A 25,937-nucleotide genomic window follows, 5' to 3' on the forward strand; every position below is an offset into this window, starting at 1 on the left:
CGGCGGCAATTTCCTACCATGGTATCGAGCATGGTCGTTCCGGATTGCCTGGTCACAGAACTACACGACAGAACCGCACGATCGATGTCTTGATCGTCAAGCAGCATGACTAAGGAACTGTCGAATACGGAGGTCGACCATGGGTATCTTCAACTGGCTCCTGCGCCGCGATGGCGCAATTTCGGAGTCCGCCGGATGCGATACGCAGCAAACGCGTGAAGCCGTCGAGCGCATCGTCGCGATGAGTCCGCAACTGCGTCTCGCGAACCGGTATCAAGCGCGACTTGGGGCCGCCGTGCGGGTTTCGCTCGAACACATCGGCAAGCTCGCCGAACTGTTGCCGGCGCCGCTTCAAGCGAGCGCGTCAGCCTGGTCTTCCGATTCGCACGTTCACGCCTTCTTTGCCACCGCGGCCGATGTTACGGAAGCAATCAGCCGTTCCGCCGACGTGCAAGCGTATTTCGACCAATATCCCTGTGCCGACGAGGTCATCGGTGTGCTCAGCATGGCGATGACCGAGCGCAATGGACTCGGTGTGAAGCAAGAGGGCGGCATGGTGCGTACGGACGTCGCGCGGACCACCGTCAGCTTCGGCGATCATGTCGTGCGCCTTTGCGCTGCTACTGTCGAGGACGTCCGCCAGGAGCTGATCCGGCTTGCCGTCGATCAGCTTGCCGTGGAAGGGCTCGCGAGCATCGAGGCCGACGCGTCCCGGCGCGCTGAACTCGAAGAGGAGCACGCACTGCTTAAAGCGCGTTTGCAGTTGCTCGAGCGTCGCAACGTCGGCATGAATTCACTGGCGAGCGGCGGGGCGCTGGCCAAGCTCACGGAGGCTGCGCACGTACAGGAGAAAATCGATGAAAACGAGCAGAACCTCGCGAAACTCGGGCAAAAGTCCGAAGCGCTCGAAAGGCAATTGACGCTCGTTTGCGAGGTTCTCTCTGATACGGCAGCGCATGTCGATGTCACGAAGAAGCTCGTTAGGCTCAACCGGATGAATGTGATCGTCGACGCAGGCGGTGCGGACGCGGGCTCGGAGATCGAATTCCGCATCGCGCGCATCCCGGGGAATCCGCCTCGCACGCGTGCGTTGGCGCTAGTGCGTATCGCGCGCGCTGACTTGATGCCGGCTACGAGTCTCACTCACGAAGCGAAGCATTTCGTGATCTGACTCACCCCAGCCTTTGCCCGCTCCCCGTATCGAACAGATGCACGTGCTCGCCGGGCAGGCGCAGCGTCACGCGCTGACCGGGCTCGATCGTCGCGCGTTGGCGCGTGGTGGCGCACCACGTGTTGCCGCCGATCTTGCCGTACAAGTGGGTTTCGGCTCCGGTCGGCTCGGTCACTTCGACTTCCATCACCACGCCCTCCGACGCCCGCGTTTCGATATGCTCGGGCCGGATGCCGAGCGTGATCTTCGCGCCCGGAGCGGTGGACAGGTTCGTCTGCGGCAGCGCAATCGAGCCGCCGTCGGCGAGCATTAGCCGCGCCCCCTGAGCGTCGCGCTGCCATTCGCCTTCCACGAAATTCATCGACGGCGAGCCGAGAAAACTCGCGACAAACAGGTTCGCAGGGTGGTCGTACAGCTCGAGCGGCCGGCCGATCTGTTCGATGCGCCCCGCGTTCATCACGACGATGCGGTCGGCCATCGTCATCGCCTCGATCTGATCGTGCGTCACGTAGATCACGGTGTTCTTCAAGCGCTGATGCAGCGCCTTGATTTCGGTGCGCATCTGTACGCGCAGTTTGGCGTCGAGGTTCGATAGCGGCTCGTCGAACAGGAACAGCTCCGGCTCGCGCACCACCGCGCGCCCCATCGCGACGCGCTGCCGCTGGCCGCCCGACAGCGCGCGCGGCAAGCGGTCCAGATAGCTGCTCAAGTTCAGCATCTTCGCGGCGGCCTCGATGCGCGGCTTGAAGCTCGTCGCCGGCTCTTTGCGGATGCGAGGACCGAAGGCGATGTTGTCGAAGACGGACAGATGCGGGTAGAGCGCATAGCTCTGAAACACCATCGATACATTGCGCTGCTGCGGCGAAAGCCCGTTCGCGCGCTTGCCGCCGATGGTCAGCTCGCCGCCCGTGATCTCCTCGAGCCCGGCGACCATACGCATCAGCGTGCTCTTGCCGCAACCCGACGGGCCGACCAGCACGACGAATTCGCCCTCGTCGATCGAAAGATCGATGCCGTGCACGACCTGGGTGTCGCCATAGCGTTTGAAAATGCCGCTCATCTGCACTGCTGCCATGCTGTCCTCGTTGCGGTCGGATGCGGTGTTTTAGCGAAAAACGCGTTGTTTAGCGATTCAAAACGATTCGAGCGTCAGCTCCTCGGCCATCAGCCGGTTGCCCGCCATGAGCCCGCCGTCGACCGGCAGCGCGACCCCGGTGATCACGCGCGCCATCGGCGAGGCGAGGAACATCACGGCGTCGGCGATATCGTCGGGCGTCGCGAAGTCGCCGAGCGGGTACCACTTCTTCAATGCTTCGAACACCTGCGGATTCTTGTCGACGCGAGCCTGCCAGGCCGGCGTCTTCACGGTGCCGGGGCAGACGATGTTCGCGCGGATGCCGTGGCGGCCCAACTCGATCGCAAGCGCCTTCGTATAGCTGATCAAGCCCGCTTTGGCGGCGCTATATGCCGGATGACCTAACGCGGTCATGCCGTTCACGGAGCCAATCAGCACGATCGCGCCGCGCTTGCGCTCGATCATCGAAGCGCGCACGGCTTCGACCGTGTGATAGGTGCCGTCGAGGTTGAGATGCACGTCGCGCTGCCAGCTTGCCGCATCGGTGGAAGCGAGCGAGCCGCTTTGCGCGCCGCCCGCATTGGCGACGAGCACGTCGATGGGGCGGCCTTTAGCGGAAACGGCTTGTGCGACCGAGGTTTTAACGGCCGCTGCATCGCCCAAGTCCACCGCGATCGGCGTCACGCGATCCGCGCCGAGTTCGGCGGCGAGCGTGCTCAGGGCCGCTGATTCGATATCGAGCGCGAGCACGTCATCCCCCGCCTCTATGAAACGCCTGCACAGCGCGCCGCCGATTCCGCCGCATGCGCCCGTCACCAGCACGACACGATTCATCGCTGTCCTCGTTTGTTGGGTCGCTTTCAAAAGGGCCACTATGAAAGCCCAGTTTCGACTGGTTTGCCGCATTAAGACAACCCAGCCCGCATTGCACCATTTCGGCTTTCTTAACAACATATTAGGCAAACGATAGGCGCGCCAAAAATGTGCAGATCCTACGTGACAAGTCTATTTTCGTAACGTAGGATTTTTCGCAATTCAAATAATCAACAACCCGGCGGCCTGTCAGGCGGCGGATTCATTCAGGAGAGTCAACATGTCGTTGCAATCCCGTGCTTCCCTCGCGCTTGGCAAATTCGCCGTGGCGCTGGCGTTTGCTGGAATCGCCGTGGCGGCCCAGGCCGACACGGTGCGCGTCACCGTCGCCCACTACAGCGACGCGACCGCGCCGTACTTCGAGAAGATGGCCCGCGAGTTCGAGAAAGCCAACCCCGGCACGACGATCAAGATCGAAGACGTGAACTGGGACACGCTGCAACAAAAGCTGCAGACCGACATTTCCGGCGGCGCCAACGCCGACCTCGCGATCATCGGCACGCGCTGGCTCCTCGACTTCGTGAAGGACGGCGTGGCCGAGCCGCTCGACAGCTACATGGACCCGAACTTCAAGAACCGCTTCATCGGCCCGTTCCTGGCCCCGGGCCAGATCGACGGCAAGACCTACGGCCTGCCGATCGCGGCTTCCGCACGCGCGCTTTACTACAACAAGGACATGCTCGCTTCGGTTGGTTATCCGAATGGTCCCAAGACCTGGAGCGACGTCATCGATGCTTCGAAGAAGCTGAAGGCGAAGAACATCGCGGGCTTTGGCCTGCAGGGCAAGGAAATCGAAACGGACGTCTATTTCTACTACGCGCTGTGGACCAACGGCGGCGAGGTCGTCAACAAGGCGAACCAGGCGGTGTTCGGTTCGCCGGCCGGCGTCAAGGCCGCGACGATGTACAAGTCGATGATCGACGACGGGCTCACGCAGCCGGGCGTCACGGGCTACAGCCGCGAGGACGTGCAGAACCTCTTCAAGCAGGGCCGCGTGGCGATGATGATTTCGGCGCCGTTCCTCGCGAAGCAGATCAAGAAGGAAGCGCCGAACCTGAAGTATGGGATTGCGCCGATTCCGAAGGGCACCACGGCCGCAACCTATGCCGTCACCGATTCGATCATGATGTTCCAGAACTCGAAGGTGAAGAAGTCGGCCTGGAAGTTCCTCGACTTTCTGTTCACGAAGGAGCCGCGCGTCGAGTTCACGAGCACCGAGGGTTTCCTGCCGACCACGAAGGCTGAGGCGGCCGATCCGGCGTTCAACGATCCGGACACCAAGGCGTTTGTCGCGCTCCTGCCGACGGCTCGCTTCGCGCCGACCGTCACCGGCTGGGAAGACACGGCGAAGGCCGTGACGGATGCGATGCAGTCGGTCTATCTCGGCAAGGCGCAGCCGGCCGATGCGCTGAAGGCGGCGGCTACCCAGGCCGACAAGTCGCTCGGTCATTGATGTAACGATGTCACGGCGGGCGGCCTGGCGCGAGCCTGTGCCGCCTGTCCACGCGCGCAACTTATGGCCCACGTCCCCTACGATCAAACCGGTGTCGGCCGCTCGGCGGCGTCGCGCTTCAATCAGCCTTGGCTGCTAATCGTGCCGAGCCTGATCCTCGCGCTGTTCATCATCAGCTACCCGATCTTCAACATCGTGTACCAGTCGGTGCACGATGTGTCGCGCTTCGGGGCGATACGCGGCTTCAACGGCCTGCAGAACTTCTACAGCGTATTCGGCGATCCCGTGTTCATCGACTCGGTCAGGCGCACGATCGTGTGGACCGCGTGCGTGGTCGGCGGCACGGTGCTGTTTTCCGTGCCGGTCGCGCTTGTGCTCAATCAGGACTTTTACGGGCGCGGCATCGCGCGCACGATCGTGATGCTGCCGTGGTCGGTGTCGCTGACGATGACGGCCGTGGTCTGGCGCTGGGCGTTCAACGACGACTACGGGATGGTCAACGTCACGCTGCAGCGGCTCGGGCTGATCGGCGGGCCGATCCACTGGCTGGCGACGCCCGAATTCGCGTTTCCGGTGGAGATCGGCATCGGCATTCTCGTGTCGATTCCGTTCACGGTGACGATTCTCTTGGGCGGTCTCTCTTCCGTGCCGGCCGATATCTATGAAGCCGCGCGCATCGACGGCGCGAGCGCCTGGCAGCAGTTCCGCAAGCTGACGCTGCCTTTGCTGCGGCCTTTCGTGAACATGGCGATCCTCTTGAACGTGATCTACGTGTTCAATTCGTTTCCCATCATTTGGGTCATGACGCAAGGCGGGCCCGATGAAAGCACCCACATCCTCGTCACGTACCTCTACGAGCTGGGGTTCAGGCTCGGGCGTCCCGGTCAGGCGGCGGCGGTGTCGCTGATCATGCTCGTGATGCTCTTTGTGTTCACGGTGATCTACTTGCGCCTGCAGCCCAAGCAAGAGGGGGAAAGCGCGTGAACGCCAAGATGAAACGCACCGTATGGTGCTGGCTCGCGTTGTCGCCGCTGATCGTGATCGTGCTGTTCCCGTTCGCGGTCATGCTGTGCACGGCCTTCAAGCCGGCCGACGAGATCTTCGTCTATCCGGCCCGCTGGCTGCCCGTGCATTGGCGGTGGGAGAACTTCGTCGAGATGTGGGACGCGGCCAACTTCGGCGTCGCGTTGAAGAACAGTTGCGTGGTCAGTTTTCTGTCGACGTCGCTCGCGCTCGCCGTCAGCGTGCCCGCCGCTTACGCGCTCGCGCGCTTTCCGTTCAGAGGACGCGGCGTGTACCGGCAGTTCCTGCTCGTCACGCAGATGCTGTCGCCGATTCTGCTCGTGGTCGGCCTCTTCAGGCTCGCCGCGATGATCCCGTATGGCGACGGCAACCTCGTCGATTCGAAGCTCGGCGTGATCGTCTCGTACGCCGCGTTCAATATCGCGTTCGCGGTGTGGATGCTGTCGTCCTACTTTCAGACCGTGCCGCGCGATCTCGAAGAGTCGGCGTGGCTCGAAGGATGCGGACGCACGAAGGCGGTCTTCAAGGTGTTCTTGCCGCTTGCCGTGCCCGCGATCGTCGTAACGGCGATCTTCACCTTCATCAGCGCGTGGAATGAGTTCGCGGTGGTCTATACGCTGATCCGCTCGCCCGAGAACAAGACGCTGACCGTGCAGGTGACCGACATGGTCGCCGGCAAGTACACGGTCGAGTGGCATCTGGTGATGGCGGCGACGCTGTGCGCCACGCTGCCGGTTTCAGTCGTGTTCGCGTGGCTGCAGCAGTATCTCGTGAAGGGGCTGGCGCTTGGGGCGGTGAAGTAGGGCGCCTGGGGATGCTTGGGCGCGTCAAGGCGTCTCGCCTGCTTCCTTTGGCGGCTCGTCGAGATTGCTCGTAAACCCCGCCTTCTTGTGCGTGCCGTCGCAGAACGGCTTGTTGCCCGAGTGGCCGCATCGGCAGAGCCAGACTTCGTCCTTTTCGACATCGATCGATTTGCCGCCTTGCGTGACGATCTTGAATTCGCCCTTGATGTAATACGGGCCGTCGTTGCGTGGGGTGATGATTGCCGTTGCCATGTGCGCCTCCAGGGAGGGTGAACCGCGCAATCCTGCATGGCGCGGCACGCGTTATGCGGCCGACTGCACGCAGGGCTGCTTCCAGTCTATAGCCTATGAACTCGCCTATAACTACGATAAAGGATCGGTAGGCTGAAGAGCTTTGCATGGGATCAGAGTAGGCGCTAAAGCGCCAACTCTGATCGACAGGGGGTGGTCATGACCACGGCTGCCAGTTTTCATATCGGCTACACGCAGTATCTGGGTCCGGACGGCGAACCGGTCCAGCCGTTGCCCGCGTTTGCACACGATGCGGCGGCGCTGATCCCGCTCTATCGCGCGATGGTGCTCACCCGCGCGTTCGATACCAAGGCCGTTGCACTGCAGCGTACCGGCAAGCTCGGCACGTTTGCGTCCTCGGTGGGGCAGGAGGCGATCGGCGTGGGCGTCGCGAGCGCGATGCAGCCTGACGACGTGCTGTTTCCGTCCTATCGCGACCACGCCGCGCAATTGCTGCGCGGCGTCACGATGGCCGAAAGCCTGCTGTATTGGGGCGGCGACGAGCGCGGCAGCGATTTTGCCGTGCCGCGCCAAGACTTTCCGAATTGCGTGCCGATCGGCACCCAGGTGTGCCATGCCGCAGGCGCGGCCTACGCGTTCATGCTGCGGCGCGAAGCGCGCGTCGCGGTGACGATTTTCGGCGACGGCAGCACGTCCAAGGGCGATTTCTACGAGGCGATGAATCTGGCGGGCGTGTGGCGCGCGCCGCTCGTGCTCGTCGTCAACAACAACCAGTGGGCGATCTCGGTGCCGCGCAGCCGGCAGAGCGCGGCGCAGACGCTCGCGCAAAAAGCGATCGCGGCGGGCATCGATGGGGTGCAGGTCGACGGCAACGATGTGATCGCGGTTCATCACGTGGTTCATTCGGCGCTCACGAAGGCGCGCCGCGGCGACGGCCCGACGCTGATCGAAGCGCTCAGCTATCGCCTCGGCGACCACACGACCGCCGACGACGCGACGCGCTACCGCGACGCCGAACTCATCAACAAGCAATGGGAGAACGAGCCGCTGCTGCGTTTGCGCACTTACCTGATGCGCGCAAACGTGTGGGACAAGGCGCGAGAAGAAGCGCTCGCGAAGACGTGCCGTGCCGAAGTCGAGCAGGCCGTCGAGGCGTATTTGGCGGTCCCGCAGCCGGACGTATCCGCGATGTTTGATCATCTGTTTGAGACGTTGCCGCCCGCGATGCGCGAGCAACTGGAGCTGGCGCGGTATTTCGCACCAGCGAACGGTGGAAACGGCAGCAACGGGGGCCGCCATGGCTGATCTCAATATGATCGAAGCGCTCAATCAGGCGCTCGCCTACGAACTCGCGCACGATCCCGCAGTGGTGCTGCTCGGCGAGGACATCGGCGTGAACGGCGGCGTGTTTCGCGCGACGGCCGGCTTGCAGACGCGTTTCGGCGTGGAGCGGGTGCTCGATACGCCGCTGGCCGAAACCGCGATCGCCGGCACGGCGGTCGGCATGGCGGCGATGGGATTGAAGCCCGTTGCCGAAATCCAGTTCAGCGGCTTCATCTATCCGGCTATCGACCACATCCTCAATCACGCCTCGCGTCTGCGTCATCGGACGCGCGGGCGGCTCGCTTGCCCGCTCGTGCTTCGCTCGCCGTGCGGCGCGGGCATTCACGCGCCCGAGCATCATTCGGAAAGCCCCGAGGCGCTGTTCACCCATATCCCGGGGTTGCGCGTGGTCACGCCTTCGTCGCCGGCACGGGCCTACGGCTTGCTGCTCGCGGCGATTCGCGACCCCGACCCAGTCGTCTTCTTCGAGCCGACGCGCCTCTATCGCCTCTACCGGCAGTCGGTCGAGGACAACGGCGAGGCGCTGCCGCTCGATAGCTGCTTCACGCTGCGCGACGGTTCGGACGTGACGCTCGTGAGCTGGGGCGGCGCGCTGCAGGACGTGCAGGCCGCGGCCGACTTGCTCGCGCAGGAAGGCGTGATGGCCGAGGTGATCGACGTCGCGACGCTCAAGCCGCTCGACATGGCGACGATCCTCGCATCGGTCGCCAAGACGGGACGCTGCGTGATCGTGCACGAGGGTTCGCGCACCGGCGGCGTCGGCGCGGAAATTGCGGCCAACATCGCCGAGCGCGGGCTGTACACGCTGCTCGCGCCCGTACAGCGCGTCACCGGCTACGACGTGGTGGTGCCGCTCTTCAGACTCGAAAGCCAATACATGCCCGGCGTGGAACGCATCGTCGCTGCGGTCAGGCAAGCGCTGGAGGCCTAGTCCAAGATGAACAACCCCCACGCTCACTTACGTTCGCTGTCGACCGGAGTTAGCGCTTTAGCGGTTACTCCGGTCCCATGCAAAGCTCCCCCCGAGGGGGCCGACGCCTCCCTCGGGGCGGCCCAGCGGGAGGCGTCATGAAAATCTTCAAACTCCCCGACCTGGGCGAAGGACTGCAGGAAGCGGAAATCGTCGAGTGGCACGCCAAGCTCGGCGACGACGTAGGCGCGGACCAACCGCTCTTGTCGGTCGAAACGGCGAAGGCGATCGTCGAGATTCCCTCGCCGCAAGCGGGGCGCATCGCGAAGCTGTTCGGGCAGCCGGGCGATATCGTGCATCTGGGCGCTCCGCTCGTCGCGTTCGAAGGCGAGGCCGACGACGCCGATGCGGGCACTGTCGTCGGCCATATGGCGGTCGGACAGCAAGTCGTGCAGGAAACGCCTGCCGCGATCGGTGGTATGGGCGGCATCAGTTCAGGTGGTGGCGCCGGCGTTGGCGCGTTCAAGGCGATGCCTGCGGTGAGGGCGCTGGCGCGCAAGCTCGACGTCGATCTCGCGATGGTGACGCCATCGGGGCCCGAGGGCGTGATCACGGCGGCGGACGTGCAGCGCGTTGCGAAGGTCCTCGCCGAACTCGGGCCGCCCGAAGTGCTGCGCGGCGTGCGGCGTGCGATGGCGCAGAACATGGCGCGCGCGCAAAGCGAGGTCGCGGCGGCCACGGTCATCGACGACGCCGACATTCACGCCTGGCCGCCGCATACCGACGTGACGATCCGCCTGATTCGCGCGCTCGTCGCCGGCTGTCGCGCCGAGCCGGGGCTCAATTCATGGTTCGACGGACACACGGGGCGGCGCCACGTGGTCGAGAAAATCGATCTGGGCATTGCGGTCGACTTGCCGGATGGGCTGTTCGTGCCGGTGCTGCGCAACGTCGCGCATCGCGACGCGGCGGATTTGCGCGGCGGGCTCGACCGGATGCGCGTCGATATCCGCGCCCGCAAGATTCCGCCTGAAGAGATGCGGGGCAATACGATCACGCTGTCGAACTTCGGCATGATCGCCGGTAAATATGCGGCGCCCGTGGTGGTGCCGCCGACTGTCGCCATTCTCGGCGCGGGGCGGATTCATGAGCAGGTCGTCGCCGCAGGCGGCGTGCCCGCCGTCCACAAAATCTTGCCGCTGAGCCTCACGTTCGATCACCGCGTCGTGACGGGCGGCGAGGCCGCGCGGTTTCTCGCGGCCACGATGGCGGATCTGGAGATGCCGCTGTAGGGTCGGTCTCGCAACGTTTCCATGCTTGGGTCAGGATATTGTTACCGGCAAGTTCATGAAATATATGCTCAGTCATCCTGAGCATATAGACATAACCCGAAGAAAAATTTACTTGCTTCGTGTCGATAAGACGATTCGAATGAGTCGTTGTGCGGATGATGGATAGGCGTTGTCGTCATCTAATGAACCTATCGGAGTGCGTATTGTCGATATATTTATGTCTCTTTTTTGTGGGAGGGACATCAAATGGCTACGACGTCCCCAGGGGCGATGCCCCTCTCCGAAGAGGAATCCCGGCGCCAACTACGCCGCGCCGTGATTGCAAGTACGATCGGTACTACGATCGAATGGTACGACTTCTTTCTCTACAGCATCGTGACCGGCCTGATCTTCGCGAAGCTGTATTTCCCTGAATCGAATCCGCTCGTCGGCACCTTGCAGGCGTTCCTGATCTATGCCGTCGGCTTTGTTGCCAGACCGGTTGGCGCGGCCATTTTTGGCCACTACGGCGATCGGATCGGGCGCAAGGCCACGCTGATCGTGACGCTGTTGTTGATGGGGCTTGCCACCTTTGCCGTGGCCTTCGTCCCAACGTACGCGACGATCGGCATCTGGGGCGCGGTGATCCTCACGGTGCTGCGCTTCATTCAAGGCGTAGGTGTGGGCGGTGAATGGGGCGGCTCGGTCTTGATGTCGATGGAATGGGCGCGCACGAACGGGCATCGTGGCTTCGTCGCCTCCTGGCCGCAGTTCGGGGTGCCGGCGGGACTGTTCCTGGCTAACTTGGCAGTGCTGGCGATGAGCCAGATTTCCGCCGGCAGTTTCGCGACGTGGGGCTGGAGAGTCCCGTTCTTCCTGAGCATCGTGCTGGTCGCGATCGGTCTTTATATCCGCTTGAATATTCTCGAAACGCCGATCTTTGCGAAGCTTCTCGCCGAGCACAAGATCGAGAAGACACCGATTCTCGAGGTGATACGCCGCCAGCCGAAGGACATCATTCTCTCGGCCTTTGCTCGCATGGCGGAGCAGGCGCCTTTCTATATCTACACGGCCTTCGTCTTCACCTATGGCGTGCGGAACCTGGGCGCGACACGCGACTTGTTGTTGACGGCCGTGCTGGCCGCTGCCGTGCTGGAGTTCTTCACCATCCCGCTCTTTGGCCACGTGTCCGATCTGATAGGGCGGCGCAAGATGTATTTGATCGGCGCTGTCTGCGCCGGCATATTCGGCTTCGTCTATTTCAGCATGGTCGATACCAAGAGTCCACTCTGGATCTTTGTGGCCATCGTGCTTTCGCTGGTGCCGCACGCCATGTTGTACGGCCCGCAGGCGGCTTTCATTGCTGAGTCCTTCACGGGGCGGATGCGTTACAGCGGCGCGTCGCTTGGCTACCAGTTGGCGTCGGTCATCGCGGGCGGTCCTGCACCGCTCATTGCGACTGCGCTTTTTGCCTACTACCACTCGGGCTACGCAGTCGCGTGCTACGTCCTCGCATGCGCGGTGCTCAGTCTGATCTCGGCTTCGATGATGGGCGATCACACCAACCAGGACATTTCGCGCGAATACGATGAAGCGCGGGCGATGGGGGATGACGGGCACGCACGGCCCGCTACTTGATCAACCCGGTTGGGAACAAAAAAGAAGCGGCTGGTTTCGACACCAGCCGCTTCTTCGTCGACCCAAATTAACACTTCAAACCGTCTTTCCCTGCATCCGCCGTCCGAAGCGGCCACGCTCCGCGCTATCCATCAGCGCCAGAAACTGATCGGCATCCATGTGAACCAGCTCTTCGTGATCGCCGGCCTCGAAGTAGACGTCCGGCTGGTTCGCCAGGCTTTCGTCGAGATAGGTGGTCATGCCGTAGGCCGTGCACACGGGCGGCAGCGCGCCGTATTCACAGTCCTTGAACAGCTCGCGCAAATCGACTTCCTTCGCGAGCGTGAGACGCCGTCCCGTTTTCGACCACAACTCGGACAGCTTCACGGCATAGGTCGACGGCAGCACGGCGGCGATGTAGCCGTGCTCGTCTTCGAAGAGCACGGTCTTCGCGAGGCGGTCACCCGGAATGTGGGCCGCTGCGGCCGTTTCCATGCTGGAGTGGCTATAAGGGTGGTGGACGAGTTCGTACCGGGAGCCCTTGTTGCGCAGGGCATCCTCGAGGATTGCAGACATTGACATGGCACACCTCCTGTCAGATATCGCATTGAAAAAACTCTGTGTGATCTTTCAGGATAGGTCGCTTGCGCGCGAATGGCAGGTGAACTTTGATCTGACTTTTCAGGCCGTTTCCCGCTCGACCAACGTAAAACCGACATCGACCTTGCGTTGCTTTCCAGTCCCCATTTCGATCTTGTCGACGAGCATCGACGCGGCCAGCTTGCCGATCCGAGTGCCGTCGATACGGATCGTGGTGAGCGGCGGATCGGTATCGGCGGCAAAGTTCTGGTCGCCGTAGCCGATCACCTTCAACTGCCCCGGGATCGACAAGCCCCGGTGCCGCGCTTCCATCAGCACGCCGAGCGCCATGATGTCGGCACCGCAATATACGGCGTCGATGTCGGGGTGCGCGTCGAGCAGGCGCGTCAGCGCGCGCCGGCCGTCCCCGAGGTTGGCCGGCGATTCGACGGATACGACGGGAATGTCCTGCGCGGTTTCGAATGCCTTGACGAACGCCTGCGCACGCGTTTGCGCGCGATGATCGCCCGGCGTCACGATCGCCGGACGCCGCGCGCCGCGTTCTTGCAGATAGCGCGCCGCTGCTTCGCCCACTTTCTGATGCGAAAAGCCGACGAGCATGTCGAGCGGCGCACGCGTGATGTCCCAAGTTTCGACGACGGGAATGCCGGACGCCTTCAGCTTTTGCTTCGCGTGCTCGGAATGGACGACGCCGGTCAGGACAATGCCGGCCGGGCGCCGGCCGACGATCGCATCGAGCAGGGCGTCCTCGCGTGATTCGTCGTAGCCGCTCTGGCCGAGCAGGAGTTGATAGCCGGCAGCGGCGAGCTCGGCGGTCAGCGCGGCGACGGTTTCCTGAAACACGCTGCCCGCCATGGCCGGAATCAGCGCGACGATCAGGCGGCTGCGATTGGACGCGAGCGACCCCGCGATCAGATCGGGCGTGTAGCCAGTCTGCTGCACGGCGGCGCGCACGCGTTCGAGCGTTTCGCTCGATACGAGCTCGGGCGTATTGAGCGCCCGCGAGACCGTCACCTTCGTTACGCCGATCAGCTCGGCGAGGTCGCTCAAAGTCACGCGTCCAGTGCTTTTGCGGGCGCGCCGCGCGGTGGCGGGGCGAGGTGCTTGCGGAAGCGGCGGCATCGGGGTCTTGGTCACGGCTTTTAAACGTTGTAGGGCACACGGACACCGGGTTCATCCGCCGGAAAATCCTTCGTATTGCGTGACACGAGCAACAGCGAATTCACTTGCGCGGACGCCCAGACAATCGCGTCGGGCAGGCGAATCCTTTTCTCTTTGCGAATCGCGACAGCGCGATTCGCGATCGCAGTGTCCAAGGCGATGACGTCAAACGAGTTCAGCCATAGGCGGATCGCCCTATCTTCATCCGCCGTGGCGCCAACCAGCACTTCCATCCACGTGATCGCGCTGATGGCTCGCGACTCATAGCGCGACAGCTCTTTCTGGGCCGCGCCGACGCCGCCGAGATAATCGATCAGGATGTTCGTGTCAAAAAGGGCTTTTACCATTCCGAGCGCATCTCCTGTTGATATTCGAGCCCGTCGATTTTCTTGCGCTTCCACAGGCCAAAGACGTCGCCCCCGCGCAAGCGCTTGTGATCCGCGATATAGGCCTCGATCGCGTCGCGGATGAGCGCGGCGCGGGGGCGTTGCTCTTCCTCCACGATTGCCGCGAGCGCTTCGAGCTGCGTATCGGGTATGTCGACCAAGACTCGGCTCATTGCCTTCTCCGTTGCATGATATACATATCGTATATCATCGCATCCATCTGCGCAAACGGGCGCATGCCCTCGACCACCTACCGGTACCTCCCCAAAAAACCCGCTGGCAATTCTCTTCAAAGCGTACTAGCATGGGAGCCAATGTTACCGGTTACATAAACCGGTAACAGCCCACAATCAGAAGGAGACGGCAGCGCGTGATCGCGCGCGGCCATAGAGGATTCGATCGCATGCTGCAGGCCACCACGAATTTCACCGGCGCGTTGCTCAGGCTCAATGACGCGGACAACGTGCTGATCGCGCGCGAGGCGCTTGCGATCGGCCAGCAGGTGCGCGTCGGCGAGGCGGTGGTGCGCATGCGTGCGCAGATCGCGGCCGGTCACAAGGTGGCGGCCAGGCGCATCGTTCGCGGCGAGCCGATCCGCAAGTACAACGCGATCATCGGCCGTGCGGCGCGCGATATCGAAGCCGGCGAGCATGTTCATGCGCACAACATCGAGTTGATCGATTTCGAGCGCGATCCGGGTTTTGGTCTGGATGTGCGTCCCGTCGACTACTTTCCCGAATCCGAGCGCGCGACGTTCCAAGGCATCGTGCGTCCGGACGGGCGCGTCGCGACGCGCAATTTCATCGGCATTCTCGCTTCGGTCAATTGCTCGGCCACGGTCATCAAGCACATCGCCGCGAGGTTCACGCCGGAACGTCTGGCCGCGTATCCGAACGTGGACGGCGTGGTCGCGTTCGCGCAAACGAGCGGCTGCGGGATGTCGTCGCCGAGCGAGCACTTCGATGTGCTGCGGCGCACGCTGGCGGGCTATGCGCGTCATCCGAATCTGGCGGGCGTGCTCGTCGTCGGACTGGGTTGCGAGCGCAACCAAGTGGCCGGCCTGCTCGAATCACAGGGGCTGCATACGGATAAGGCGCTGCATGCGCTCGTGATGCAGGACACGGGCGGCACTCGCGCGACGATCGAGGCGGGCATCGCCGCGATCCAGCAGATGCTGCCTGCCGCGAACGACATTGAGCGTCGTCCGGTGTCCGCGAGCCATCTGAAGATCGGGCTCGAATGCGGCGGGTCGGACGGCTTTTCCGGCATTACCGCCAATCCCGCGCTCGGCGCGGCGATGGATTTGCTCGTGCGCCACGGCGGCACGGCGATTCTTTCGGAGACGCCAGAGATCCACGGCGTCGAATACATGCTCACGCGCCGCGCCGTGACGCCCGAGGTCGGCCAGAAGCTGCTCGACCGGCTTGCGTGGTGGGAGCGCTACACGCGCGGCCATAACGGCCAGTTCAACGGCGTGGTCGGGCCCGGCAATCAGCAGGGCGGTCTCGCGAACATCTTCGAAAAGTCGCTTGGCTCGGCGATGAAGGGCGGCACCACGCCGCTACAGGCGGTGTACGAATACGCCGAGCCGATCGACCGCGCGGGCTTCGTTTTCATGGATTCGCCGGGCTACGACCCGGTCGCCGTCACGGGGCAGATCGCGAGCGGCGCGAACCTCATCTGCTTCACGACGGGCCGCGGCTCGATGTTCGGCTCGAAGCCCGCGCCGACGCTCAAGCTCGCGAGCAACACGCCGATGTTCAAGCGCCTCGTCGAGGACATGGACATCAACTGCGGGCTCGTCGTCGACGGCGAGCGCTCCATCGACGAGATGGGGCGGGACATCTTCGAACACATACTGCGCGCCGCCTCGGGCGAGCGCACCAAGAGCGAAATGCTGGGCCTGGGAGATCACGAGTTCGTGCCGTGGCACATGGGCATCGTGAGTTGATTGAGGCGTAAGACGTTGCACCTCGTATCGCGAACAGACGCCTCGAAGCGTCGCGCGATGCGCCATAGGAAGTGCAGGAGAGCATTGCATGGGAAAGGAGACAAGACATGCAGGATGACCCGCAACAGCCGCGCTCGAAGGTGCGCTGGCTCGTGGCTGGCCTGATGTGGGCGGCGATCGCGATCAACTATATCGACCGCACCGTGCTTGCGGCGGCGGCGCCCCACATCCAGTCGGAGTTCGGTTTGGGCGCGATGGAAATGGGCATCGTGATGTCCGCGTTCTTCTGGTCGTACGCGCTGCTGCAATTGCCCGCGGGCATACTCGCCGACCGCTTGGGTCAGAAGGCGGTGCTCGGCTTCTCGGTGTTCTGGTGGTCGGCCGCCACCGCCGTGACGGGGCTCGCAACGGGCTTCAAGTCGCTGGTCGCGTTGCGCGTCGCGCTGGGTGCGGGTGAGGCGGGCGCCTACCCGAGCAACGCGGGCATCGCCTCGAAGTGGTTTCCGCGCAAGGAACGCGCGACGGTAGCGGGCATCTTCGACAGCGGCTCGAAGCTCGGCGGTGCGATCGCCATGCCGCTGATCGCGCTCCTGCTCGCGATGTTCGATTGGCGGATCACGTTCGCGATCACCGGCTTGCTCGGCATCGCCTGGTTCGTCGTCTGGCAGTTCACGTTCACCGATTCGCCCGCCGCCCACAAACGCGTGAACGCAGCCGAACTCGCGCACATCCGCGAAGGGCAGAGCGCGCGGCACACCGACGAAGACACCGCTGCGCCGCCATGGCGCAAGCTGCTCGCACATCGCAACATCTGGGCGATGTGCATCGGCTTCTTCATGATCAACTACAACTCGTATTTCTTCATCACGTGGCTGCCGACGTATCTGATCAAGGCGCGCGGCCTTTCGATGATGGAGATGGGTTTCATGGCGTCGTTGCCACTGTTGGCGTCGATCGTCGTCGAGATTTTCGCGGGCTGGGCCTCCGATCGCGTCTACAGCTCCGGCAAGCTTTCGCTCACGGCGACGCGCAAGCTGTTCCTCGTGATCGGGCTCGTGATGGCGTCGAGCATCGGGCTCGCGGCGTTCGCGCAGTCCGCGGTGATGGCGGTGGTGCTGCTCACGATCGCGAAGTCGGGCACGACGGTCGCCGCTTCGCAAGTGTGGGCGCTGCCCGCCGACGTGGCGCCGCGCAATGCGGTGTCGATGGTGGCTGGTATACAAAATACGGTATCCAACATCGGCGGCGTGATCGGGCCGATCGTGACGGGCGCGATTGTCGGCGCGACCGGCTCGTTTATTCCTGCGCTGGTGTTTTCGTCGGCGCTCATCGGGCTCGCGATCCTGAACTATGTGTTCCTGCTCGGCAAAGTGGAACCGATCCGATTCGACGACCAACCTGTGGAGCGTGATGTCCATGTCCAACGAAATGCCGATTTCAGCGCTTAATCCATTCAAAGCCGCGCTCAAGGCCAAGCAGCGTCAGATCGGCTTCTGGCTATCGATGGCGGATGCGTATCTGTCGGAAGTCAGCGCGACGGCGGGATTCGATTGGCTGCTGATCGATAGCGAGCATGCGCCGAACGACTTGCGCAGCATCCTCGCGCAACTGCAGGCGGTGGCGCCGTACCGGGCGGAAGCGGTGGTGCGGCCGGTCAACGGCGATCCGTCGCTGATCAAGCGACTGCTCGATATCGGCGCGCGCAATCTGCTCGTGCCGATGATCGATACGGCGGACGAGGCGCGCGCGGTGGTGGCAGCCGTGCGCTATCCGCCGCATGGCGTGCGCGGCGTGGGCAGCGCGGTGGGACGGGCGTCGCGCTGGAGTGCGCGGGGCGATTACCTCGATGTCGCCGATGACGAAGCGTGTGTGCTCGTGCAGGCGGAGACCAAGACGGCGCTCGAGAATCTGCAGGCGATTTGCGAGGTGGATGGCGTTGATGGCGTGTTCATTGGGCCGGCGGATCTCGCGGCGTCGATGGGCTATCGCGGCAAGGCCGGGCATCCGGAGGTGCAGCAGGCGATCGATGCGGCGATTCGCACGATCGTGGCGTCGGGCAAGGCGGCCGGCACGCTGACGTCTGATGCGGCGCTCGCTAGGCATTACCTTGAGCTTGGGTGCACGTTTGTCGCGACTGGTGTCGATATTCTGATGTTCGCGAATGCTGCTCGCAAGCTCGCTCGTGAGTTTGTTGAGTTGGGGGCGAGGTAGTCGGGCTCGCCATAGTCGTTGTCGTTGTTGTGCAACTTTGAATTCGCGGCGGTCCGTTTAATCCGTCCCTCCCCGGGACCGGGGTCACTTTGGTCCTTGCCCAAAGTAACCAAAAGCGCGTCCTGGGCGGACAGCCTAGCCCGGAGGCACTCAACCCTGTTAGTTCCGGTATCTCGAACGCAACCGTGGGAAACCGTTACTACTCGCCGCGCGGCCGAGTAGCACGCGGCACAGAATGTCGTCCGTTCGCGTCAAATCGACTCTGGAGGTCAGGAGAGGTCTAAAGAGACTGTCTTACGGTGGTCCAGTGCGCATGGGCTCGCCTCCAATCGTAGGCACGTGGGGCGCGGCCAATTCGACAGCTTCGATTTGTTGCGACTCTGCGCGATTCGGTGCCGCATGCAAACGGGACGTACGTCGAGTAGTAACGGTTTCCCACGGTTGCGCTTGGAACATCGGTACTAACAGGGTTGAGTGCCTCCGGGCTAGGCCGTCCGCCCAGGACGCGCTTTTGGTTACTTTGGGCAAGGACCAAAGTGACCCCGGTCCCGGGGAGGGACGGACTATACGGAACGGCGCGAAATCAAAGTTGCACGCCAAACCAAGCATCAAAGTTGCACGCCACACCAAGCATCAAAGTTGCACGCCACACCAAGCATCAAAGTCGCACGACAAACCAACCGCTAGTGAACCGAATTCATCGAGCCACAACCAAATAGCGCTTAACGAAGCTGAGAATCGCCTTGGACCGATAATCCTTCGCCAACTGGCAAAGATGCTCGGCAAAAGGCCGATACCGCTCATCGAGTTCAGTCAGCCGCGCAGCGTGCTGAACGATCCCCCGCATATCGCCGAGCCGCGCCAGGTGGTGCAGCGCTTCGATCTCATCCGGCGGCGGCGCGATCAAGGCCGCGGTCATGAGCTCGGCAGCGGGTGCAGCCAAAGCATCGGAGTCCACAGCCTGCGCCGTCAGGTCTTCGTCGCTCCATTCGATATTCAACAGACCCGCAACGTGTGACAACAACGCGCTGAGGTCGATCGGTTTTGTCAGAAAGGCGTTGGCGCCGGCGGCCAGGCTTTTCGCCGCATCGCTCCCCGAGGCGCCGGCGGAGACGGCAATAATGGCCAGATCCCGGAACTCCGGCATGTGGCGCAGGCGGCGCGTGGTTTCGATCCCGTCCATGCCAGGCATGACGACATCCATCAGGACGAGCGCCGGCCGCAGGACTTTGACTTTCTCCAAGGCTTCGAGTCCGTTGCTCGCCTGAGCCATCAGGAAGCCGAGCGGGCCGAGCATATCGACCGCCACGGCGCGGTTCTCCGCCACGTCATCCACGACCAGGATGGTCTTGCGCGGCCCCTTGTAGCCGCTGACCGTCCATTCGGGCGGAGCGACAGCCACAGGAGGCGCGACCACCGGAACGTCGAGCTCGAACCAGAAGAGGCTGCCGGCGCCGCGGCGGCTCTCGACGCGAATCTCGCCGCCCATCAGGCGCACGAGCTGCCGGCTGATGGCGAGGCCCAGCCCCGTGCCGCCGAACCGATGCCGCGTGTCGCTCGCTTGCTCGAACGGCTGGAAGATCGTCTCCAGGCGCGCCTCTTCGATGCCGATACCGGTATCGCGTACTTCGAAGCGCAGCCGCGCGGGCGGCAGGAACCCGGCGCGCAGATGCACGCTGCCTTCCTCGGTGAATTTGATGGCATTGGAGAGTAGATTGAGCAGCACTTGGCGCAGCCGCTGTTCGTCGACCCGCACGCCGACGGGCAGATCGGGCGCCATCTCGCACGCGAACGCCAAGCCCTTTTCCAATGCCTTCACCCGGATCGTATCGGCGATGAAGTCGATGAAGCGGTCGAGCGCAATGTCGCAGAGGTTGAGCTCCACCTTGCCGGCCTCGATTTTCGCCATGTCGAGGATGTCGTTGATGATCGCCAGCAGGTGTTCGCCGCTGCGCTGGATCACCATGATGCCGTCGGTCTGGCGTTGATCGAGGCCCTTGTCGAACTTGAGGATCTGCGCGTAGCCCAGAATCCCGTTCAACGGCGTGCGCAACTCGTGGCTCATGTGCGCCAGGAAATCGCTCTTGGCGCGGTTGGCCGCGTCGGCATGTTCCTTGGCGACGGCCAGCTCGGCCGTCCGTTCGCGGATCATGTCCTCGAGGTGCTCGCGATAACGCCGCAGTTCCTCTTCGGCATGCTTGTGCTCGGTGATGTCGCGCGAGATGCCGAGCAGGAAGCGCGGCTCGCCGCGCACGTCGAGGATCGGCATCTTCATCGTGTGCACGAGACGCGGCCCGTGACGCGTGTGAACCGTCTCCTCGGGCACGTCGACCATCTGCCGCGATTCGAACACGTCACGATCCTTCTGCGCGAAGAAGGCCGCCTCCTCCGGCGGAAACAGCTCGCGATCCGACTTGCCGATGAGCTCCTCGCGCCGGTAGCCAAGCAGCTGCTCGCCCGCCTTGTTGAAGCGCACGTAGTGCAGCGTCGCGGCGTCCTTCACGAAGATCATGTCGGGGATGTTCTCGACGATGCTGTCCAGGAAGTGCTCGCTGGCGCGCACGGCCGCTTCGGCGCGCTGCCGTTCGGCGATTTCGGCCGTCAGGCCCTCAAGCGCCGTGCTGAGTTCGGCCGTGCGCTGCGCGACGCGTGCCTCGAGCTCGGCGTTGAGCGCCTTCAGTGCGTCCTCGGCCTGTTTGCGCTGGCGCCGGTCTTCGAGGAACTGCTCGACCGCGCGCGCCATGTCGGCTATTTCGTCGCCGCCGTGCACGGGGACGACGGCTTGCGCGCCGCCGGATAAGCCGTCCCCGGATAGCCCGTCGCCGGATAGGCCGTCCCCGGCATCCCCGTGCCGCAGCGCGTGGCTGACTCGGTCCAAGCGCTCCACGACATGGCGGCCGAGGAATACCCGGGCGATCAACCAGGCGAGCAGCAGGCTCATCGCCACTTCAGCGCCGACCCAGCGGCTCGTGCGGTCCGAGTGCTCGGCCAGGTCCTGGACCGCCTGGCGGTAATCGCGCGTGAAATAGTCCGACTGCTGGTGCGCCGCGGCGGCCAGCGCGTCGGCTTGGCGGCGCAGATCGTCATCGAGGCTGGCCAAGGACACGCCCGACCGCGGCGCGGACGCCGGCGCGGCGCGGGAGGCCAGCGCGGTCTCGCGCAGTTGGGCGACGACGTTGACCGTGTTGCGAAAGCGCTGGCTCGACCGAAGCATCTCCAGCGCGCCGACGCTGACATCTTCGCTCGCGCTCGCCGTGGCCAAGTGGTCCACGAGGCGGTCGAAGGCGGCGAGCTGCTCGATGACATGCTGATAAGTCTTGCGCACGGCGTCGACGCTATCGTCATTCGACAACTGCAGCGCCATACGCTCGATCAGCAGGGTGCGTTGCGCCAGGTCCTGCGCCTCCTCCAGGCGCGCGAGCCGCTCGTCGGCCAGCTGGCGGATAGCGTGGGCGGAGCCTGCCAGCGAGTAGAGCGTCGTGGCCCCGACCGCGACCACCAGCGCTGCCAGGCAGGCAACCACGAGCGTGAATTGCGCGGTGAGCGATTGGGGGAGCGGTAGTTTCACGGGCGGAGCCAGATGCGTCGATAGATGTCGCGATAGCCGTTGTCGGGATCGTAGTGCAGATGATCGCCGCCGTCCGCGCCGATGTTCTCGGCCGTCACCAGATGCACCGGAAATACGTAACCCGTGACGTTTTCCCCGGCGAACAGCCGGTTCATCTCGTCGACCAGCTGATAGCCGTGCAGATTCAGGGGTTCGGCCACCGTGCCCGTCTGGAACGTGCCGCTGCGGATGCGCAGAAAGGCCGACTCGCTGCCGTCGCCGGCCGACAGCATGGACATGGCCGTGTTCGGCCAGCCGGCCTCGGTCAGCACCGGGGCGGCGTAGTCGAAGTAGATGTCGTTGATCGCGAGCGCGTACGTCCAGCGGCTGCCGTAGCGCGCGAGCAAGGCGCGTGTCGTGCCCGGCATCTGTTCCTGGCTGCGCGAGATCGGCACGTCGCGCATTTCAAGCAGGGTGCAGCCGCTGCAGGCGCGCACGACGGCGGCCATTTCGTTCGCCTTGTCCCGCGCGATGCGGTATTTGGAGTCGGTGAAGATGACGGCCCTCGCATGCCCGTCGGACTGCACGATGGCCGCCAGCGCGGCCACGCGCGCGACCTCGAGCGGATCGGTCGACACGTTCATCGCCACCGGCGTGCCGGGCACCGGCCCGGCCCGGGGCGCGACATGCCAGCCGACGATCGGAATGCGCGCTTGGGCGAACGGCTCCAGCCCGGGCAGCAGGACGTGCGCGTCGCTGCCGACGATGACGAGCCCGTCCGGGCGGCTTGCGAACGCAGTCGCAAGCACCTTCAGCTCCAGGTCCGGCGCGCCGGCGTCGTCGAAGATCTTCACGCTCCAGCCGATGACCTTGGCCGCCTCCAGCACGCCGTCGACGACGCCGGCGATGCCGCCGTTGCGCAAGTCCTCAGCGACGACGGCGAGGTGTTTTCCAGGTTGGGCGCGCGGCCCGGTGCGCGGCCCGTTCCAGGGGGCGGCCGGTTGCGCCGCGGCGTCGACGATCTGCTTGGCTTCGGCGAGGAAATGACTCGTGGCGGCGGCCGAGGCCCCGGGTGCGGACGCGGGTGACGAACCCTGCGCCGCGGCAACCGGCGGCATGCACGCGCATGCCAATGCCGATGCCAATGCCCATGCCAGAAGCAAGCTCCTCATGCTGTTTCCCACGGGCCCGGTCGCGGCCGATTGGCCGTCATTGGAGATAAATTCAAATGCTGCCCGCAGGGCGACCTTGCGGACAAGGTGGTATACCCCAACGGCCGCTCAATGGCACCGCCCCTCGAGCCGTGGATGGATGAGTTTCCGGGCGCTCTCTTATTGCATGGTAATTGACGGCAGCGTCGTTTCGCCGACGCCAGCCCGCTGAAAAAGCAGCATCGATATCTGTTGACTCAATTTGAGTTGTTTATATATGAATCTGCGGTAGCTAAAGAACGTGCAGTGCCGCCAATTACATTATTTGGCTCGATGTGGATTTGGAATTTCTATTTTCTGGAGTAGGCCAAAATAATAGGGTTCGAATTCGTCTGCCATTTCCAGGCCGTTCACTCAGCCTTCGTCATTCTCCGTGCGAACCGAATGAATACCCTCTGTCAATACTGACAGTTATAAAACGACCTCCGTTTTGAGATAACGCATACGCAGTACACCGAAGGCACAAATACCTTATGCAAGGAAATGCATTTTGGTTACTGCGGGTTATTCCGGTCCAGTGTCGCTGGTGTTCGGAAAGCAGATTTTATTTTTATATTTCCGCGCCAGCACGCTGGTTATTTTTCATGAAATCGTTTTTCCTGATTTGGAGCGTGACATGACGATACTTGCGGAAACCACCACCGTCAGCCCGGCCCTGGTCTCTTTCGGGCGCGCTGGTGTGATGCCGGCACTCTATGTGTCCTGGACCGGTACCGACCCCCAACATAGCTTGAACGTGCTGGGTACGCACAATCCGGGCGTCTGGCCCGACAGCCAGAAGATCACGCTGCCGCAGCAGGACCTCGATGGTCCGGCTCTGGCGGGTGGGCCGGCCTTATTCGCCGCTTGGACCGGGGTGGATGCGCAACACCATCTGAACGTGATTCGCAGCTACGACGGCCGCGAGTTCCAAGGCAAGGTTACGCTCGGCGAAACCAGCAACTTCGGCCCCGCCCTGGCCTATAGCGATGGTGCGCTGTACATCGCGTGGACGGGAACCGACGGCCGCTTGAACGTCGCCTCGTCGTTCGACGAGGGCAAGACGTTCGGCAACAAGGTCACGCTGGCTGAAACGTCGGGCGCGGCTCCCGCGATCGCTGCGGCGGGGCGCACGCTGTACCTGAGCTGGTCCGGCACCGATCAGGACCATCACCTGAACGTGATCGAATCGAAGGACGGCGGCCGTACCTGGGTCGGTAAAGTCACGCTCGGCGAAACGACCACTCAGCAGCCGGCGCTTGCCGTGACGGGCAACGCCGCGCACGGCACCCTCTACGTCGCCTGGACCGGTACGGACTCGGATCATCACCTGAACTATCTGCACTCGCCGACCGACCACCTGGCATTCTCGGGAAAGCAGACGATCGCGGATACGTCGATCGCCGGCCCGGCGCTCGGTGTTTATAACCAACACGTGTACATCTCGTGGGCGGGAACGGACCCCGAGCATCACTTGAACGTCGCACCGCTTTGAGCGAGCCGCGCGACACACGCTAGCGGGACTTAAGTACTCTTCGTCCCCCATGCAGGTTTGCGTGGGGGACGGCTAACCGGCTTTCCAATGGCGCGCTGGATATCGCACGAAAGGTTTTGCATCACTCAACGACTCAGTTCCTCCAGCCGCATCCCATTCGTCTTCGGCCCGAACCCGCCGATCGCCACCACCACCGCGAGCATGCAAACCGTGATGCCCGTAAATACACCGGCTACGCCAAAATCGCGCAACAGCGACGCGATGACGAAGCCGGACATCATCGCGCCCACCCGGCTTGCCGAGTAGACGATGCCGTTGGCGCGACAGCGTATGGCAGTCGGAAAGAGTTCGGCTTGATAGGCGTGGTAGCACACGGAGATCGTTTGACCGGCAAGGCTGATCAGTACGCCGAGCACGATCAGCGGCACGACCGACTTCATCTGACCAAACAGCAGCCCGAAAATCACGACCGCCAATGCCGAGAAGACGATCAGCCATTTGCGCTGGACTTTGTCGGCATAGAACATCGCCAAGAGCGGGCCGACCGGCAGGGCAATCGCGATGACGGACGAATAGAGCAAGCTCTTGGTGACCGTGATGCCCTGACCGATCAAGAGCGTCGGCACCCAGTTGGCGAAGCCGTAATAGCCGATCGCCTGACAGAAGTTGAAGGCCACCAACATGATGAGCCGCGATCGATAAGGCGGCTGCCACAGCTCTGCCAGCGATGCTCGGCGATGCGGCGGCAACTCCACTGTCGGCAATGGCGGCGGCAACGCTTGGCCAAACTGCTGCTCGGCGCGAGCCTCCATCGTCTGCACGACGCGTTCGGCTTGCTGAACACGGCCGTGCATCGCAAGCCAGCGCGGACTCTCCGGCACCGCACGGCGAATGAACCAGACCAGCACCGCGCCGGCCGAACCCGCCAGCATGACCCAGCGCCAGCCGTCGATGCCGAAGAGCGTGGTGGGAACGAGCCAATACGACAAGATCGCGGCGACCGGCGCGGCGGCAAACATCACCATCTGGTTGAACGCCATCGCGCGGCCGCGCATGTGCTGCGGCACGAGTTCGGTGACGTAGCTGTCGATCGTCACGATTTCGATGCCGACGCCAATGCCGGTGATGAAGCGCCATAGCACCAGGCCCTCGGACGTGTGCTGGAACGCCATGATCGCCGAGCCGACGGAATACCAGATGAGCGAGAACGTGAAGACCGTGCGGCGTCCGTAGCGGTCGGGCAGCCAGCCGAAGCAGAAGGTGCCGATGAACAAACCGGCGAAGGTCGCCGCGATGAAGCCGGCGATGCCCTGCAAGCCGAAAAACGCCGAGGTGGTGGTCTTCAGCATGCCGCTCTTGGCCATGCCCGGCGCGATATAGCCGGTGAAGATCAGGTCGTAGACCTCGAAAAAGCCGCCAAGCGAGATCAGGAGCACGAGCAACCACAGATAGCGCGTGGCCGGAATGCGATCCATGCGCGCGGAGAGCGCGGCTGCGGCGCGAGCATGGGGTGGGGTCGAGGTTGACGCAAAGGGGGCGGTGTCCGCGGTGGCGGTACGCTGCATGGTTGTCTCCGATCGCATGCAATGCTGTCGATGTTTCCG

At 63.4% G+C, this 25,937-nt stretch carries 22 protein-coding genes; 12 read left to right on the top strand and 10 right to left on the bottom strand.

Annotation, left to right across the window (positions count from 1 at the left end; genetic code table 11):
- The first annotated feature begins 139 nt into the window (after positions 1-139).
- A complete protein-coding gene (locus tag AAHK20_RS15435; RefSeq protein ID WP_449182344.1) occupies positions 140-1,171 on the top strand; it encodes a hypothetical protein in 1,032 nt (343 codons plus the stop codon).
- Between the two features lies 1 nt (position 1,172).
- Here the strand turns inward: AAHK20_RS15435 and AAHK20_RS15440 are convergent, their stop codons facing one another.
- Both AAHK20_RS15440 and AAHK20_RS15445 read right to left on the bottom strand, forming a co-directional pair.
- Complete coding sequence (locus AAHK20_RS15440; protein WP_449182345.1) at positions 1,173-2,246, bottom strand: ABC transporter ATP-binding protein; 1,074 nt, start codon at positions 2,244-2,246, stop codon at positions 1,173-1,175.
- 57 nt (positions 2,247-2,303) lie between these two features.
- Complete coding sequence (locus AAHK20_RS15445; protein ID WP_449182346.1) at positions 2,304-3,080, bottom strand: SDR family oxidoreductase; 777 nt, start codon at positions 3,078-3,080, stop codon at positions 2,304-2,306.
- Positions 3,081-3,339: 259 nt separating this feature from the next.
- On the opposite strand from AAHK20_RS15445, the gene AAHK20_RS15450 reads away from it, so the two are divergent.
- From AAHK20_RS15450 to AAHK20_RS15460, 3 genes are all read left to right on the top strand, one after another.
- A complete protein-coding gene (locus AAHK20_RS15450; protein ID WP_449182347.1) occupies positions 3,340-4,572 on the top strand; it encodes an ABC transporter substrate-binding protein in 1,233 nt (410 codons plus the stop codon).
- A 63-nt stretch (positions 4,573-4,635) separates the two neighbouring features.
- On the top strand, positions 4,636-5,556 hold the full coding sequence (locus tag AAHK20_RS15455; protein WP_449182348.1) for a carbohydrate ABC transporter permease: 921 nt from the start codon (positions 4,636-4,638) through the stop codon (positions 5,554-5,556).
- Between the two features lie 8 nt (positions 5,557-5,564).
- Positions 5,565-6,398 (top strand): carbohydrate ABC transporter permease, encoded by an 834-nt coding sequence (locus AAHK20_RS15460; protein ID WP_449182349.1) that lies wholly within the window; start codon positions 5,565-5,567, stop codon positions 6,396-6,398.
- 24 nt (positions 6,399-6,422) lie between these two features.
- Here AAHK20_RS15460 and AAHK20_RS15465 read toward each other — a convergent pair whose 3' ends face one another.
- Complete coding sequence (locus AAHK20_RS15465) at positions 6,423-6,650, bottom strand: CDGSH iron-sulfur domain-containing protein (protein WP_449182350.1); 228 nt, start codon at positions 6,648-6,650, stop codon at positions 6,423-6,425.
- Positions 6,651-6,848: 198 nt separating this feature from the next.
- Between AAHK20_RS15465 and pdhA the strand changes: the two genes are divergently transcribed.
- The 4 genes from pdhA to AAHK20_RS15485 all read left to right on the top strand — a co-directional run bounded on the left by pdhA (position 6,849) and on the right by AAHK20_RS15485 (position 11,813).
- Positions 6,849-7,955, top strand: coding sequence for a pyruvate dehydrogenase (acetyl-transferring) E1 component subunit alpha (gene pdhA, locus AAHK20_RS15470; RefSeq protein ID WP_449182351.1), 1,107 nt, complete (start codon positions 6,849-6,851; stop codon positions 7,953-7,955).
- Positions 7,948-8,925 carry an alpha-ketoacid dehydrogenase subunit beta gene (locus AAHK20_RS15475; RefSeq protein WP_449182352.1) on the top strand — a complete coding sequence of 326 codons (978 nt, stop codon included), beginning with the start codon at positions 7,948-7,950 and terminating at the stop codon, positions 8,923-8,925. Before pdhA ends, AAHK20_RS15475 begins: the two co-directional genes overlap by 8 nt.
- A 137-nt stretch (positions 8,926-9,062) precedes the next feature.
- Complete coding sequence (locus tag AAHK20_RS15480; RefSeq protein ID WP_449182353.1) at positions 9,063-10,196, top strand: dihydrolipoamide acetyltransferase family protein; 1,134 nt, start codon at positions 9,063-9,065, stop codon at positions 10,194-10,196.
- 246 nt (positions 10,197-10,442) lie between these two features.
- Entirely contained in the window at positions 10,443-11,813 is a 1,371-nt protein-coding gene (locus AAHK20_RS15485; RefSeq protein ID WP_449182354.1) for an MFS transporter, read from the top strand.
- A 75-nt stretch (positions 11,814-11,888) separates the two neighbouring features.
- Here AAHK20_RS15485 and AAHK20_RS15490 read toward each other — a convergent pair whose 3' ends face one another.
- From AAHK20_RS15490 to AAHK20_RS15505, 4 genes are all read right to left on the bottom strand, one after another.
- Positions 11,889-12,374: an aminoacyl-tRNA deacylase gene (locus tag AAHK20_RS15490; RefSeq protein WP_449182355.1), complete on the bottom strand. Its 486-nt coding sequence runs from the start codon at positions 12,372-12,374 to the stop codon at positions 11,889-11,891.
- 99 nt (positions 12,375-12,473) lie between these two features.
- Positions 12,474-13,442: a LacI family DNA-binding transcriptional regulator gene (locus AAHK20_RS15495; protein ID WP_449182485.1), complete on the bottom strand. Its 969-nt coding sequence runs from the start codon at positions 13,440-13,442 to the stop codon at positions 12,474-12,476.
- 92 nt (positions 13,443-13,534) lie between these two features.
- Complete coding sequence (locus AAHK20_RS15500) at positions 13,535-13,900, bottom strand: type II toxin-antitoxin system VapC family toxin (RefSeq protein WP_449182486.1); 366 nt, start codon at positions 13,898-13,900, stop codon at positions 13,535-13,537.
- Complete coding sequence (locus AAHK20_RS15505) at positions 13,894-14,112, bottom strand: CopG family ribbon-helix-helix protein (RefSeq protein ID WP_449182356.1); 219 nt, start codon at positions 14,110-14,112, stop codon at positions 13,894-13,896. The genes AAHK20_RS15500 and AAHK20_RS15505 overlap by 7 nt, the downstream gene beginning before the upstream one ends.
- Positions 14,113-14,342: 230 nt before the next feature.
- Between AAHK20_RS15505 and AAHK20_RS15510 the strand changes: the two genes are divergently transcribed.
- The 3 genes from AAHK20_RS15510 to hpaI all read left to right on the top strand — a co-directional run bounded on the left by AAHK20_RS15510 (position 14,343) and on the right by hpaI (position 18,101).
- Complete coding sequence (locus AAHK20_RS15510; protein ID WP_449182357.1) at positions 14,343-15,890, top strand: UxaA family hydrolase; 1,548 nt, start codon at positions 14,343-14,345, stop codon at positions 15,888-15,890.
- 107 nt (positions 15,891-15,997) lie between these two features.
- Positions 15,998-17,338, top strand: a complete 1,341-nt coding sequence (locus AAHK20_RS15515; RefSeq protein WP_449182358.1) for an MFS transporter — start codon at positions 15,998-16,000, stop codon at positions 17,336-17,338.
- Complete coding sequence (gene hpaI / locus AAHK20_RS15520; RefSeq protein ID WP_449182359.1) at positions 17,307-18,101, top strand: 4-hydroxy-2-oxoheptanedioate aldolase; 795 nt, start codon at positions 17,307-17,309, stop codon at positions 18,099-18,101. Before AAHK20_RS15515 ends, hpaI begins: the two co-directional genes overlap by 32 nt.
- 697 nt (positions 18,102-18,798) lie before the next feature.
- On the opposite strand, the gene AAHK20_RS15525 is transcribed toward hpaI, so the two are convergent.
- Both AAHK20_RS15525 and AAHK20_RS15530 read right to left on the bottom strand, forming a co-directional pair.
- Complete coding sequence (locus tag AAHK20_RS15525; RefSeq protein ID WP_449182360.1) at positions 18,799-21,669, bottom strand: ATP-binding protein; 2,871 nt, start codon at positions 21,667-21,669, stop codon at positions 18,799-18,801.
- Positions 21,666-22,820: a substrate-binding domain-containing protein gene (locus AAHK20_RS15530; RefSeq protein ID WP_449182487.1), complete on the bottom strand. Its 1,155-nt coding sequence runs from the start codon at positions 22,818-22,820 to the stop codon at positions 21,666-21,668. The genes AAHK20_RS15525 and AAHK20_RS15530 overlap by 4 nt, the downstream gene beginning before the upstream one ends.
- Positions 22,821-23,475: 655 nt before the next feature.
- Here AAHK20_RS15530 and AAHK20_RS15535 point away from each other — a divergent pair.
- Complete coding sequence (locus tag AAHK20_RS15535) at positions 23,476-24,333, top strand: hypothetical protein (RefSeq protein ID WP_449182361.1); 858 nt, start codon at positions 23,476-23,478, stop codon at positions 24,331-24,333.
- 125 nt (positions 24,334-24,458) lie between these two features.
- Here AAHK20_RS15535 and AAHK20_RS15540 read toward each other — a convergent pair whose 3' ends face one another.
- Positions 24,459-25,898 (bottom strand): MFS transporter, encoded by a 1,440-nt coding sequence (locus tag AAHK20_RS15540; protein WP_449182362.1) that lies wholly within the window; start codon positions 25,896-25,898, stop codon positions 24,459-24,461.
- Between the last annotated feature and the right edge of the window lie 39 nt (positions 25,899-25,937).

It is taken from the genome of Trinickia camelliae (assembly GCF_053525655.1).

Excerpts from the sequence above, each read along its gene's own strand:
- AAHK20_RS15500 (WP_449182486.1), bottom strand. The coding sequence starts at position 13,900 with ATGGTAAAAGCCCTTTTTGACACGAACATCCTGATCGATTATCTCGGC.
- AAHK20_RS15440 (WP_449182345.1), bottom strand. The coding sequence starts at position 2,246 with ATGGCAGCAGTGCAGATGAGCGGCATTTTCAAACGCTATGGCGACACC.
- AAHK20_RS15480 (WP_449182353.1), top strand. The coding sequence starts at position 9,063 with ATGAAAATCTTCAAACTCCCCGACCTGGGCGAAGGACTGCAGGAAGCG.
- AAHK20_RS15540 (WP_449182362.1), bottom strand. The coding sequence starts at position 25,898 with ATGCAGCGTACCGCCACCGCGGACACCGCCCCCTTTGCGTCAACCTCG.
- AAHK20_RS15455 (WP_449182348.1), top strand. The coding sequence starts at position 4,636 with ATGGCCCACGTCCCCTACGATCAAACCGGTGTCGGCCGCTCGGCGGCG.
- AAHK20_RS15475 (WP_449182352.1), top strand. The coding sequence starts at position 7,948 with ATGGCTGATCTCAATATGATCGAAGCGCTCAATCAGGCGCTCGCCTAC.
- AAHK20_RS15510 (WP_449182357.1), top strand. The coding sequence starts at position 14,343 with ATGCTGCAGGCCACCACGAATTTCACCGGCGCGTTGCTCAGGCTCAAT.
- AAHK20_RS15515 (WP_449182358.1), top strand. The coding sequence starts at position 15,998 with ATGCAGGATGACCCGCAACAGCCGCGCTCGAAGGTGCGCTGGCTCGTG.
- pdhA (WP_449182351.1), top strand. The coding sequence starts at position 6,849 with ATGACCACGGCTGCCAGTTTTCATATCGGCTACACGCAGTATCTGGGT.
- AAHK20_RS15530 (WP_449182487.1), bottom strand. The coding sequence starts at position 22,820 with ATGAGGAGCTTGCTTCTGGCATGGGCATTGGCATCGGCATTGGCATGC.
- AAHK20_RS15445 (WP_449182346.1), bottom strand. The coding sequence starts at position 3,080 with ATGAATCGTGTCGTGCTGGTGACGGGCGCATGCGGCGGAATCGGCGGC.
- AAHK20_RS15505 (WP_449182356.1), bottom strand. The coding sequence starts at position 14,112 with ATGAGCCGAGTCTTGGTCGACATACCCGATACGCAGCTCGAAGCGCTC.
- AAHK20_RS15450 (WP_449182347.1), top strand. The coding sequence starts at position 3,340 with ATGTCGTTGCAATCCCGTGCTTCCCTCGCGCTTGGCAAATTCGCCGTG.
- AAHK20_RS15460 (WP_449182349.1), top strand. The coding sequence starts at position 5,565 with ATGAAACGCACCGTATGGTGCTGGCTCGCGTTGTCGCCGCTGATCGTG.
- AAHK20_RS15465 (WP_449182350.1), bottom strand. The coding sequence starts at position 6,650 with ATGGCAACGGCAATCATCACCCCACGCAACGACGGCCCGTATTACATC.
- AAHK20_RS15535 (WP_449182361.1), top strand. The coding sequence starts at position 23,476 with ATGACGATACTTGCGGAAACCACCACCGTCAGCCCGGCCCTGGTCTCT.
- hpaI (WP_449182359.1), top strand. The coding sequence starts at position 17,307 with ATGTCCAACGAAATGCCGATTTCAGCGCTTAATCCATTCAAAGCCGCG.
- AAHK20_RS15490 (WP_449182355.1), bottom strand. The coding sequence starts at position 12,374 with ATGTCAATGTCTGCAATCCTCGAGGATGCCCTGCGCAACAAGGGCTCC.
- AAHK20_RS15435 (WP_449182344.1), top strand. The coding sequence starts at position 140 with ATGGGTATCTTCAACTGGCTCCTGCGCCGCGATGGCGCAATTTCGGAG.
- AAHK20_RS15485 (WP_449182354.1), top strand. The coding sequence starts at position 10,443 with ATGGCTACGACGTCCCCAGGGGCGATGCCCCTCTCCGAAGAGGAATCC.